Origin of the sequence: Listeria costaricensis (assembly GCF_900183385.1) — a bacterium.
Classification (GTDB): Bacteria; Bacillota; Bacilli; order Lactobacillales; family Listeriaceae; genus Listeria; species Listeria costaricensis.
On record NZ_FXUT01000029.1, the window covers coordinates 1 to 12,687 of the forward strand.

The following is a 12,687-nucleotide window of genomic DNA, read 5'->3' on the forward strand; positions in this document are numbered from 1 at the left end:
CTTCATTAGTTTGCGTATATACGTCAATTCCAAATGCTTCTACAAAAGTTTCTCTAATTCTTTTGCTCAATTTTGCTACTGTCATATTGGATGATTCTTCCATAAATTTACCTATACTAGCAATTTCAACCTCATACTCATTTTCTGGTACTAGTGGAAATAAATTTATCGGATTCCATTCATTTACTACTTTTTTGACAACATTACTTTTCATCTTCATTCCTCATCGAGCAATGTTTCTCTTACTTTATTTAACAAAAAAACAATTCCTTTTTCTACTAATATCATGCTCAATTGTTCTTTCAACTTCTTTTTTAATACAAGTACAATTCATCAAAACCCAAACATGCTTCACTATCTTCCTCATCGCTTGATGTTTGCGCTGAAACATCTAATAAAACTAACGAGTGATCCTTCAAAGCATGCTAGGCTTGATCAGATTCATCTAAATCACCCTCAAAGAAAATTTCTTTTTCAGAAATTGCATAACCTTCTTTCTTAGCACAGTTTTTTAAAAGCTCTACCAAAGTGCCATTTGTATGTTTAATTTCAACAAAGTAATCTTGTAATAATTTTTCAATTTCATTTTTATCTAGGATTACCATTTCAGCACCTCTTATTTTAGTACTGTATAAAAGTGAAAATAAATTTACTAGTAAACCTCATAATATAAATTACTCTTATTTCGTAGCATCTTACTAGCAGTTTTATCATCAGTAAAAGTCATGCTTTCCATACTGTCAAAATAGTGATTTAAAAATGTAACAAAGCTAGTATAATCTTTTTGGTTAATAATAGTTTTAGGCTTTATATTGCACTTTATTTCCTCAGCTAAAGCATTTTTCGCATTATATTCAATAATTCTAGTATCTCCCAATTCAGTCTTCTCGCATTCTATTTCATAATAATGTAATTCATATTTTAGTCCCGTAGCCTCATCAATCAAAAATGGAACGATTAACAAGTCCAATACTTCTTGCTTTTGTTGTGTTATAACAATAATTTCCCGTACATTTTCTTTAGATATATAAACAGAATTCTCAGTTCTATAGTTATTTGACATACTTTCAATCTTGTTTATAATTTCTTCTAGTCTCTCTGACATGAATATCACCTCTTGTTTTTCTTAGGAATATATGGATCGACTATGTTTAAATCTGGAGCCCAGTTTAAGTCAAAACGATCACTCACTTGTACAACTTCTTTGGTCACATCATCAATAATGACATATGAACCTTCTTTATTATACTAAACAGATGATGGATTCCCAGTAGCTTTATTTATACTTTATAGGTATTTCCAACAGTTTCTTTTACCGTTTCTTCAGTCCATCCTCTTTTTTTCAATTTTTTTAAGGACTTTGCATTACTACCAAATACAATTTCTTTAGCTAACTTAATATTTGTATCTCTTATTGCTTTTGTACTCAGACCTAATGCAAAATCTTCTGCCCATTCCACGCCATCCTGTACATGTGCCGAAGCCTTCATAGTACTGAACCCCACTCATTTTTTCACCATGATTTTTAGTATTATTTCATACCGTGGTTTGTTTGTATAGTTTCTATTCGATATAAATTCGTTCTTAGACATTAATTTTATAAATAGTTATAATCTTTAATTTATTAGTTTATTTTGATATACCATTCTCCATTATATATGTTCTTTATAATAAAAAGGAGATTGTTTATGCTAAAAAAATTGATACCAAATATTTCCTGCTTATTTTAATACCATTACTTTCATTAACAACCATTCACCTAATAAAAGCAGTTAAACTTTATAATAAAAGTAATTCTATCCTCTTTACTACTACTGAAAATAATGGACTAATAGGGGTAAAGATTTCCAAAAATTTTTGTGAGATACTACATATTTCTGTATTACCCTCGTTTCAAAAGAGGAAGATCGCAACTCTTATGATTCGACAAATAATTAATTTATATCCTGATATAGAGCTAATTATTGCTGAAACAGACTTAGAAGCAGTAACTTTTTACAAAAAATTGGGCTTTAATTCCATAAAACTTCCTTCTAAATATCCAGATACTACTAGATTTCTTTGTATATATAATGTTGAGAAATCACTTTCACGCTGCTAAACAGATGATTCGTTCTTTTGCTGATATATTTTTTCCTAAATAGTTCATTTACACGAACAGTTACAATCTTGCTCATTTGAATCACTCCTTTGCCTATATAAACTGCTCTAGCAAATTGCTTATATAGGGCATGGAACGAAATTCATTCATAAATGCCTTTCAAAAAACAAACCCTGCGAAGAAAATTCTTCGCAGGGTTTTTGGCAGGGAATGAATCCCTTTTTACTATTTTTTGTTCATTTTATATCCCCAGAAACGCTGTAAAATAGGCTTTCTCACGTCAATTTGTGTTGGCCTGTTATTCCCACTCAATACTTAGTGTTCGGGATATAAAGCAATATTCAACTGTTTATGCGGGTTTGAGTGAATATAAACTAAGTTAAACAGTTATAAAAAATCTAAGAAAATGCAATAATTATGCAATGAAGCCCTATCAAAATTCTAGACTAAAAATATTCATAATCTCAGAAAACAGTTTCCACATTTTAACATGAGGAAACTGTTTTTATTAGTATCCATACATAACTAAATATGAATCTACTTTTCATAAAAACCATTTTCTTCTTTAGAATTATATCTTTCATAGTTGCCCTCTTCGTAATCAATTATATACCACTTTTCATTCCAGCATCTATGTGAAATCTTCTCTGCATAAACTCCCCAATATAAATTAAGATTATATTTCTCCATATACTCCATTACTTCTTTTTTTCTAAACAATAAGCAATTATCGTAACCGATAATTGAAGCATCAAAACTAATTATTTCGCCTTCTCCATTTTTCCATATACCATCTTCAATAGACGCAAGATTATAGTATTTCACTAAATCATCACATGGAATTTTTAATGAAGAGACTTCATTTTCACAAGAATAATCATGTGTTGCTTCCCACAAATAATTATATGATGCAATAATCTTTCCACTTTCATTATCCAATCCATAACTTGTTTTCCATTCCTCAAACGATTTACTCCAATAAAGTTCGTGTAGAAAAATACCATTTATTTCTGGATTTGGAACTCCATTTCCGTTAAAATCCTTTCTATTTCTAAGCAGTTCTTCTCTTTTTTTTGATGGTGAGAAAAATGCCCCAGCAAGTAGTGTAAATGATGTTTGCTCTTTGTATTCTTTGCCAATCTCCGCTTTTTTTACATTAGAATATAAACAAAAATATTCTTCTTCCTCAAACACCACTTCAAGGAAATCTGAAGTGTCATCAAATAGAGTATTATCTTGGGCCCACTCAATACTCGGCATTGCCGGATAAGCAAATTCAAAAAATGTATTATTCTGTTCTTGTAAATTAATACAAGATAAAGTTGGATCAATATCTCTTATAAATCCATCCCAACTGCTACTATAATTTTCATGGTAAACTCTTTGGATTGATAATATGTGCTCTGATTCATCCAAAACATCGGGATATGACGTGTCACTGATTTCATCAATTTCTTCCAAAATGAATTTCATTCTATTGAATGCAAGGGATTCTAAATAACTTTTATATTCCTCATCATATACTTTTTTTTCTTTATATGTTGGAAAGTTATCAATTAATTTTGCCAATAATTCATGGAAAGCTATCCACTGATACTTTTTCCCGATTCTTTCTATTTTATTTTCATGTCTATCATAATAGCCACGCGGTTCATATTCACCATGCGTTTCTGGGTTATAGCCTAATTCCAGTATTCTTTTTATCAAAATATTACTTAAATCCTGATCTTTAAATTGATTGTTCCATTTTCTTACTGCGCTACCAAATATATATCGCCCAAAATCACCATACATACCCGTTCCTCTTCCATTTTCTGTAGTCATTGAAGATTTTATAGCGTGAAATGCCCGATCAGCATTTCTTCCTTTCTGTTCATAGTAGTCACTTAAGGCATCTATGTCCTCGTTTGAAACTACATATTCGTACCACTCAGAATTATATGGTGGGGATATTTTTAAGTTATCAATATTCTGAGCTACATTATTAAGCTTTAAAGCAATATACTCTACTGTTAGTCGGGCATACTCACGCAACAAAATGTGTGGGTACACATTTTCAACATTAAAAATAGTATTATAGATCTTAGTAGCCAATTCCTCCAATGAGTCATCTATTCTAATTTTCACAACTACTCCAAATAGTATCGCATATACACGCTCAAGAACATACGGGTCATCTACAACCATCATATGATTATAGAAACACATTAAATTATTAGGGTATTTAATTAATAAATTTATTATTGCTTTTGTTGCTCTATCTCTAACATATCTGCTATTAAGAGTAAGAAACCAACTAAGTTGTAAAACTACAAGCATTGAAATTTCTTCTGGTAATTCATGCCCTTTTTCCTGTACCCATTTAATGTACTTCGATAATGATTCGTCATATTCGCTAAAAACCATTGCCGTCCAGATTATATCACGTTTATTTAAATCAAGTTCCACTAAAAATTCATATAACCATTTTGAATTTATAGGGTGATCAGGATAGCAACTTAATTGTAATTGTTTTTTATAAAACTCCTGAATTGTTGTTTGGTACTTAGTAATTACATTTTTAATGTAATTAATTGTATTATCGGTAATACTTGCAGGTATCCGCCATACCAAGCTCTCTAAAAAGGCACTAGTGATAACATAATCTTCTTTATACTTTTCTAGATACTCAAACAATTCGATTCCTTTTTTCTCTGGAAGAAGTATTGATAAGGCATTACACACTCCAGAATGATAGCTAAGTCTATTCTCATCAGCGAAGTATTTATTCAATTCCTCATGAGAAGCAATATCGTCTTTTGTATCAAGATTCACAAAAAATCTTTGATATAGAAACTCAGCTAGGTAGTAATCAAATAATTTTTCATAACTGAACTCTATTACTTGTTCACCACTGTATCTTTTAGTTTTTATAAACAACCCTTCTTTAATAAGTTCTTGTAAAAAGAGTTGTGGTGATCCTACAAAATTTCTTGAAGCTATTTCAGTTGCTACTTGATATGCTTCTGTATAAGAAATCTCACTAAACTCACTTTCATGTATTACCATCAGAATTCCCTCAAGAACTTGTTGCACTACGTTTATTTCCCCATCATAGTTAGCCCTATTATTTTTAGACAGCTCTGCATTAATATTATGAATAAAAGAAGAAAATATAGCACCTATACTTTTTCCATAAACAGAGAATTCTTTGGTGTTCTCTTTATTTAACAATTGACAAGTCATTTTCAAAAACAGTGGATTATTATACTCAGCACTCATCATAGGAAAAAGTGGCTCTTCTAAATTATAAAACTTACAAAATTCCTTAACTGCCTGTTCTTCTTGCTCCATAAATCCAAAATGCTCTTTTTCAGTAATATTATTTAATTCAATAAAGTTCTCCGGCAAAATTTCTAATAGATAGTTAGTACGCACAGAAAAAACAAATGCAATATTAGGATATTCTTTTAGCTTATCAAAAAATCTTTGAATATGATTATGCCAAAGTTTTTTTCCTTCACCTTCATTCAATGCGTCAATAATTATGCAAACTCTTTTTTGTTTTTCATTTGCACGTTTCTCTAATGCAGCCAAAAATTTTTCTAGAGATATATCAATAGATAATCCTTCTATTATTTGTGCCCAAGGATTAATTGAATTATAAAAATGTTGTCCTAAAAGTAAAAGTACATCATAATTTTCTGATACTTTTTTGCTTGCCATATCAGCCAATAAATGTGATTTACCAATTCCAGCCTCCCCTTTAACCAAAAGATATGGTGAATGGACTAACTCATAGGCCGAATTATTTATGAAGGCTTTAATCTCATTGATTGCCGAATGAATTCTATGAAAATACCGATTGTATTTATCACTATCATCTTGGCTCCATTCCTCTCTATATTGAAATGGAGGAATGCTATTTTCAATGTTCGTAATAAGCTTATTTATTTCTTCTTTTTTTGCTAACTCTCCAAACAATATGTTAAGTTCATTTAGATTACTATCTATGTTTTGTTTAAATTCAGTAATTATATCATTTATTTCTTTATTAGAGATACCTGTACAGCTTTCCAGACATTTACTTTTTAAAAGTTGATATTTTTCCTTCAATATAACCTTGTAATTCTCAGTAATAAATAAAGATTCAAAAGGTAAACTGTTTTCAGTTATAATATTTAAATCTTTTGAATAACGTTCTCCTAGTGTATTTATCGCTGTATCTAAATTATTTCTAATAAATTCATCAGTTATTGTAAACTCCTGACCATTCATTTGCTGCTCTAATTTGTCAAAGCGTTCGCTAAATATTTGCACTAACTTAGTTGAAAGCGCCAGTGCTTCTAGTGAAAATCTAGCTTCTCTTTCATTATCAATTTTCTCAAACAAGGCTTCAAGGTATTCCTTCACAACCTCAGGATTTCTGAAAAGCGGTCTTCTATACTTTTCATTTTCAATTTTTATCTTTTTGACGGCTTGGATAGTTAAATCATTTATTAATTGATCTCTACTTATGTTTTGATAATTTATATCAAAAAAATAGAAAAAAATTCTCCTAACTGTTTCGGGATCCTGAATAAAATCTTGAAATGTCCCTATATCAATTGAACTATCATCAAAGTTTCTATCAAAATCAGTTATTCCTTGAATGATTCGCTTAATCTCATTTTTTTCTTTTTGATTTTTAACATATTCATCTATTACAATTCCAAATAAAGTCTCAGCTGCAAAGGTAATTAATCCCATCAAAAACTTCCTTTCTCTATTTCTCACCACTAAATTATATCATAAACAATCCACCAATTTTCACATTATTAAAGGCGCTGTTTCTACCAGCGCCTAAGTTCTATTCTTATTTATATTTTAAATAGTAAAATCTTCTCTACAAGTTTACATTCAATTCTCTTTCTCAAATCCTCATCAACAGCATAAAATGTGTTTCCGTATTGATCAATTAGCTTTCTGGTTGAGAGCGCCATAATATATCCCGAATAATGGTCAAGCACTTTTCGTATAGCTTCAATATCTCCCATAGTTGCTAATACAATTGTTGGGTAAGGAACGAGTGGATAGTGTTTTTTATTTTTATCATTTATTAGTATTGTCCTCCATGACATTTTTTAATTCTTGAAGTGCTTTTTTTCGCCATCTATTAACAGTTCGTTGAACCATATTTAATTGTTCAGCAATTTCTCTATCATTCATATCAAAAAAATATGAAAGTAGAATAATTTTTCGATAGTCTTCTGAAAGCTGCTCAATAGATTTAGCGATATTTTCGTCTAAAACAATGACTTCCAACCCACCAATATTTACCGGAAAGTAGGTATTCAACAATGAAGGTTCATCAATTAACTGCATATGTTCCTGTTCTGATAAATAAGTTAATGATGTTTCAAACTTTCTACGTCTTTTAATTCACTGTATTGGTATAATTTAGAAAGAGAGAGATGTTGTGAATAAAAGTTTAGGGCAGAATAAAATGACTAATAATAAAACTTGTAACACCATCTTTCCCTAATGATTGTTTCTTTTGTTTTTATATAGAGCTTTTCAATTATATCTTTTTCATGATATTGTCTATATACTAAAATTCCTAATGCGTTTATCAATATACGCGGCATTTTTTCTGCGTGCTTTTGAAAAGTTTGCTTCTTTATACTCTTTAAGTAGGTTATTATTTGATCACTATCCATACAGCATAAAGATAGATGCAATAACTCAATGTCATCAATGCTATTTGTATCTAAATGATCAATAAAGTAATTGAGATAATCATAATTATTTGTTTCCCTGAAATTCAGTAAACTTTGAACAGAGAGCAGTCTTACTTGATGAAAATAATTGATAGTATCATCTTGTAATAATAGATCAATTTTATCTAACAATTGTTCTGAATTACATGTGGGATCTTTTGCCAAGTTATAAATATTTTGTATTTCAAGAACGCTGCTATCAGTATTCGTATCACTCAATTCTTTAAATACTGATATAAAATCTAAATCAAAATATTGAATAATTTGAAACAACTGACTAAGCGTAACCTCTGCCTTTCCACTTTCAATTCTAATAACATGGCGTTCTGATTTACCTAATACTTTTTTCCCGAATTCAGGTTGACTATATCGATTTTTTCCCGTATTGATTTTATAAATAAACCGATATTATTCATGGCTAACCACCTTCTTTATGTAATGTAGTTTCTACAAGTCTAATTTTATCACAAATACAAATAATAAACATAAAGAAACAGGATACTTGCTACTTATAAAGTACTTTCATTTACAATTAGGGTATATATTAAAAATCAGCCTCACTAATATAATATAGGCTGACTCTTAAACATCTAAGCAATTCTTTTGGATAATTTTTGAACGATTTTTTCTCGTGATCATCTTTAAACAAAAAACAATTCCATCATATACAATACAGTAAAGTCTTTCGACAAAGAAAGAAGTGCAGAATTTCCTACACTTCTTTTAATCATTAACATATAAATAGCCTGGCATTCTCATGTCAGGCTATCAAGAGTTTTAGCCCCCTTTTCTTTAGGAGCCATCTTATTTATAAATTATACCAGTTTTTCAAAAAAATCAATCATGAGTCTATTTCATTGTTGTTGCTGACTTCCATCATTTAATAGATTATTGGTTCTGAGTTCGCTTTCAATCATTTCTATAATTCTTTCTTTATCAGGTTTAATGAGCTGCTCATCATTAGGATCATAATTATACATAAAAATCAACTCATTCGTATCTTCTACTTTATTATCTACTCGAAGCTCAAAGCCAGTGTTCGTTTCATACAAGCTATCTAACAAATCATAGATCTGATTTGCGTATTGTTCATTCGTCATCCCTGCCTGCATTGTACTATCTATTCGATTATACGCTCCACTTTCACTTATATATTTTTCAAAATCACTGTCCCTACTCCATTTTTTGTCAGTTACAGGTGCGTTTAATTGAACCTTATAATCAATGAGATAATCTTTATTTTCACAAATACTCTCTGCAATATGTTCAGCTTGAGAAGCAAAAAATGATGCCGCATAGTTATCTTTCATTTCGCCACTACTCACTGTCCAAGCACTAAATTGATAATCTGGATTGTCTTTTGATATTAATCGGGTGCTATATGCGTTTTTTGTCGGATATTCTTCATAATCATCTTCGCTTTGTTTCACAATCTCAAATTCTTCCCCATATTTAAAGCTTAATTGTTCTAGTAAATATTTTTGTGCTTCCTTCTCATTATCAAATGAACTAAGTGGTCCCATACCACAACCTCCTATTGTAATTGAGCTTATACTAATAATAAGCACTGCAATTATGTTTTTTAATTTCCCCATGAAAAAGTCACCACATTTCCTTCAATACTAATGTTAGTGACCGAACTTTCTTTTTCTAGTGCTGCCACAAAATCATCACGGACTGTCAGATCCGGAATTTCAACTTCTTCTACCATATATATATTGTTTTTATTATATCCACTTGTTGGGTCTGTTTTAATTGCTAAATTCCAAAAATGATCACCATTTTCTGCACGTGCTCTTGTGTCATTTCTTAACAACATCGTATTTGTATCTTTATCAAATATCTTTGAAACAGACTTCCACTGATAGGGCTCATCTGCACATTCATACCAAATAAACTTAGAATCATCTTTCCCTTCATGGTATGGATTAGTTTTTGCATCTTCCGCATCTCGGTAATAGATGCCTAGCTCTCCACCATAAGCATTCCCAAATCCATAACTCCCTTTCCAAAGTTGAACTCGGTATTCTTTACCACCAGAAATAAATGTAATCACATCAGTTGCTAAATCCATCCCAAGCAGAACGCCAGCTTCATCATAAAAGTCCATAAATCCACCATAACTCTGAATAGAATGCTCATTTGTATAGTAGTAATCACCACTCCCATTATATTCAAATCCTAAAAGCGGGGAAATAATAGGTGAAAACAAGTTAAATAAATCTTGTTCTCTTTGATTAGCAATCGAGCCTCTGGCTGCCCATAACATTTTAATGGCTTCTATTTGTTCTTTTGTCAATTGATCTGGGCGGCGCAATAGATTAGCGAGTTCAGTCCATTTCACACCGGTTATATTACCTTCTTTATCCATATCAGCAATGGCAGCCAGTTCTTTTTGAACTTCCTTAGCCGCCATATTTCGCATCGTTTTCTGCAAATCTTTAAAGACATTGACATGCACTTTATCAAAATTATATGTGCCTGTCTGAACATTAAAAGCTACATTATTTTGAATTTCATCAACAGAACGTTGGATATGATATACTAACTCACCAATACCATCGAAGAAATTTCCGTGCCCTTGCTCAAATTGAATATACTTTTCAAGTAAATTTTCTTTTTCATAAGCATCAAACATTCGGAGCTGAATAGTATGAAGTTCTCCTTGCCGTGCCATTGCCGTACCTATGCTTAATTCTTCCTGAATGCGTTCATATTCGCGCTTCAATTTTTTTATTTTTTGATCAACTTCATAAAGTCCTTCTGCATCAATTTTACAATTATACGAAGAATCAACTTGATTAGCAAAGTCAATCAAATATTGTTGGATTTTTTCCTCTGACATATCCATCGCTTCATAGATGGACTGAATTAATGGCAGGTAAGCCCCTACATAATAATTTTTCGATGCATCAATGGCTTTCCCCTGTAAATCTCCATCACTTTCATAATCATGAATTACTTTCGTTAATTGGCTTAATTGCTTTCTTGCAGTTTCATTGGCATTTTTTAAACGTGATAAAAAGTCATTTACTTCTGCGATGTCAATCCTACTCAATTCCCTAGCAGCTCCTTTTTCAGCTGCTTTTCTTTATCTTCTATCTTAAGCAGCTCTCTTTTTAGTTGTCCTTGTTTTTCTACAATCTCATCTTTCACCATTTCAAATTGTTGTTTTAGTAATTTGGAATCATCAATTCCAGCGTCTTCCGCAAAGCCAATGACATTGCGGCTCTGATTTCCTTGATATACATCTGATAGCTCTTCAAGCACACTCATCTTTTTTCGCTCGAAAGCAAATAGATCATCTTCCGAGTTTTCTATGTTGTGGCTTGCTTTGGCCACTTCCCATAGCTCATCTTCCTTTTTATTCCGCTCTCTTCGCGTTGCTTCCAGTTCAAATTCTCTTTTCTGGTTTGCTGCATCCATCTCATTTGACCTCCAATTGTATGTGGCCGCTAAGGTCTTTGTCTTTTTCAGCAAACGCCTCACCCATTTGCTTAATACGAATCGCATCTTGTTGTGCGGCATTTCCAAAGTTCTCAACGCTGATTACCAACTGTAAGATATTCTCTCGTAAAGCATTAATTGAGTTACTTTGCGAATAAGGCATATTCCCATCTTTGAGCGGATAATAGTCAAGCCCTTCTGCACAATCACCAAACGTTGTCGCATAGCTATTCATTTTGGACTGACTTACTTTTACTTTCCCCATCGTAGAATCCCCTCTCTAAGCTGACATTAATCTTGTATTATACCGGCATGTGAACGCTTGCACAATAATGATTAATTATATAGCATTTATAGTATTTTATCAATTTTATTTACGATATTTTTTAGAAATGTAAGAAAATGAACATCATTTTAGTTTATTGACTAAAAAATCTGAAAAAGTGTATTTTGGGGTTCCAAAAATACACTTTTTCTATCACTAATCAGCAATGTATATCAAAGCTCAATTAATCTAGTTGCATAATCAACAAAAGTTGGATCATGGGTCACAACAATAATTATTTTTCCGTTCTCTTGCAAGCGTTGTAAAGCATCAATAATTATCAACGCATTATCTCTATCTAAATTTCCAGTTGGCTCATCAGCCAAAATTAAATTTCCAGATTTTAGTAATATTCTTGCCAAAGCTACCCGTTGCTGTTCTCCCCCGCTAAGTGATGCTACCTTATATTTATTTACGCTACCTAAATTAACATCAGAAAGGGCTTTACTAATTTTCAGTTGTTTTTCATCAGCACCCACTTTAGTGTCCATTAAAGGAACTTTCAGATTATCCTCTACAGTTTCATTCTCAAGCAGTGCATAATTCTGAAACATATAGTTAAGATACTCATTCCTATATTTTCTACTGTATATATTGACGACCTCTTTCTGACTACTAACTATAATTTCACCTTTTTGAGGCTTCACAAGTCCTGCAATGATATTAAGCAATGTACTTTTCCCGCTCCCGCTTGCCCCCGAATCACAATAAACTCTCCATCTCTAGCTTCAAAAGACAACTCCGAAAATAATTCCCTTTCTGCAATTGAATATTGTAAGTCATTAACCAATAATTTCATCTTATTCGCCGCCTTTCATGAATCGCGGAATGTTTTTTTTGAGTAAAATCACCATTGTACAACCAATAGCAATTATTTCAATACAATATAGAATAGTCGAGAATAGTATAGCTGGTATAATCGGCATCATTTGCAGATTTAAAGTTACTGTGGCTATTCGATACTTAGAGTTCGGGATATAAAGCGATATCACAGTGTTTATGCGGATTTGAGTGAATATAAACTAAGTTAAACAGTTATAAAAAATCTAAGAAAATGCAATAATTATGCAATGAAG

Annotated in this window: 15 protein-coding genes and 1 pseudogene; 1 reads left to right on the forward strand and 15 read right to left on the reverse strand. The window is 31.4% G+C overall.

The features are described from left to right. The 5 genes and pseudogenes from CS921_RS14795 to CS921_RS14810 form a co-directional block, all read right to left on the reverse strand. Nucleotides 1–214: DUF1871 domain-containing protein (locus CS921_RS14795; RefSeq protein WP_099225243.1), on the reverse strand; the 214-nt coding region annotated here is incomplete at its 3' end. Between the two features lie 211 nt (nucleotides 215–425). After that, nucleotides 426–605, reverse strand: coding sequence for a hypothetical protein (locus tag CS921_RS14800; protein WP_099225245.1), 180 nt, complete (start codon nucleotides 603–605; stop codon nucleotides 426–428). Nucleotides 606–652: 47 nt separating this feature from the next. After that, nucleotides 653–1,105, reverse strand: coding sequence for a hypothetical protein (locus tag CS921_RS14805; protein ID WP_099225247.1), 453 nt, complete (start codon nucleotides 1,103–1,105; stop codon nucleotides 653–655). A 5-nt stretch (nucleotides 1,106–1,110) separates the two neighbouring features. Beyond that, a pseudogene (locus CS921_RS15910) lies at nucleotides 1,111–1,236 on the reverse strand (colicin E5-related ribonuclease); the annotation flags it as partial. A gap of 44 nt (nucleotides 1,237–1,280) precedes the next feature. Then, complete coding sequence (locus tag CS921_RS14810; RefSeq protein ID WP_099225249.1) at nucleotides 1,281–1,490, reverse strand: hypothetical protein; 210 nt, start codon at nucleotides 1,488–1,490, stop codon at nucleotides 1,281–1,283. Between the two features lie 308 nt (nucleotides 1,491–1,798). On the opposite strand from CS921_RS14810, the gene CS921_RS15915 reads away from it, so the two are divergent. Continuing rightward, on the forward strand, nucleotides 1,799–2,101 hold the full coding sequence (locus CS921_RS15915) for a GNAT family N-acetyltransferase (protein WP_476738465.1): 303 nt from the start codon (nucleotides 1,799–1,801) through the stop codon (nucleotides 2,099–2,101). A 537-nt stretch (nucleotides 2,102–2,638) separates the two neighbouring features. Here the strand turns inward: CS921_RS15915 and CS921_RS14820 are convergent. From CS921_RS14820 to CS921_RS15605, 10 genes are all read right to left on the reverse strand, one after another. After that, nucleotides 2,639–6,829, reverse strand: coding sequence for an NACHT domain-containing protein (locus CS921_RS14820; protein WP_099225253.1), 4,191 nt, complete (start codon nucleotides 6,827–6,829; stop codon nucleotides 2,639–2,641). Between the two features lie 110 nt (nucleotides 6,830–6,939). Beyond that, on the reverse strand, nucleotides 6,940–7,200 hold the full coding sequence (locus tag CS921_RS14825; protein ID WP_162921795.1) for a helix-turn-helix domain-containing protein: 261 nt from the start codon (nucleotides 7,198–7,200) through the stop codon (nucleotides 6,940–6,942). Further along, entirely contained in the window at nucleotides 7,172–7,444 is a 273-nt protein-coding gene (locus tag CS921_RS14830) for an RNA polymerase sigma factor (protein WP_099225255.1), read from the reverse strand. Before CS921_RS14830 ends, CS921_RS14825 begins: the two co-directional genes overlap by 29 nt. Before the next feature lie 125 nt (nucleotides 7,445–7,569). Beyond that, the gene (locus tag CS921_RS14835) at nucleotides 7,570–8,112 is read right to left on the reverse strand and encodes a hypothetical protein (protein ID WP_099225257.1); all 543 of its coding nucleotides are present in this window, start codon (nucleotides 8,110–8,112) and stop codon (nucleotides 7,570–7,572) included. A gap of 581 nt (nucleotides 8,113–8,693) precedes the next feature. Continuing rightward, complete coding sequence (locus tag CS921_RS14840) at nucleotides 8,694–9,434, reverse strand: hypothetical protein (protein WP_162921796.1); 741 nt, start codon at nucleotides 9,432–9,434, stop codon at nucleotides 8,694–8,696. Then, nucleotides 9,422–10,897: a T7SS effector LXG polymorphic toxin gene (locus CS921_RS14845; RefSeq protein WP_099225261.1), complete on the reverse strand. Its 1,476-nt coding sequence runs from the start codon at nucleotides 10,895–10,897 to the stop codon at nucleotides 9,422–9,424. Before CS921_RS14845 ends, CS921_RS14840 begins: the two co-directional genes overlap by 13 nt. Further along, nucleotides 10,894–11,265, reverse strand: a complete 372-nt coding sequence (locus tag CS921_RS14850) for a hypothetical protein (protein WP_099225263.1) — start codon at nucleotides 11,263–11,265, stop codon at nucleotides 10,894–10,896. Before CS921_RS14850 ends, CS921_RS14845 begins: the two co-directional genes overlap by 4 nt. A 1-nt stretch (nucleotide 11,266) precedes the next feature. After that, nucleotides 11,267–11,551, reverse strand: a complete 285-nt coding sequence (locus CS921_RS14855) for a DUF3130 family protein (RefSeq protein WP_099225265.1) — start codon at nucleotides 11,549–11,551, stop codon at nucleotides 11,267–11,269. 233 nt (nucleotides 11,552–11,784) lie between these two features. Further along, complete coding sequence (locus CS921_RS14860; RefSeq protein ID WP_099225267.1) at nucleotides 11,785–12,282, reverse strand: ATP-binding cassette domain-containing protein; 498 nt, start codon at nucleotides 12,280–12,282, stop codon at nucleotides 11,785–11,787. Then, nucleotides 12,255–12,410 (reverse strand): hypothetical protein, encoded by a 156-nt coding sequence (locus tag CS921_RS15605; protein ID WP_162921797.1) that lies wholly within the window; start codon nucleotides 12,408–12,410, stop codon nucleotides 12,255–12,257. Before CS921_RS15605 ends, CS921_RS14860 begins: the two co-directional genes overlap by 28 nt. Nucleotides 12,411–12,687 lie beyond the last annotated feature (277 nt).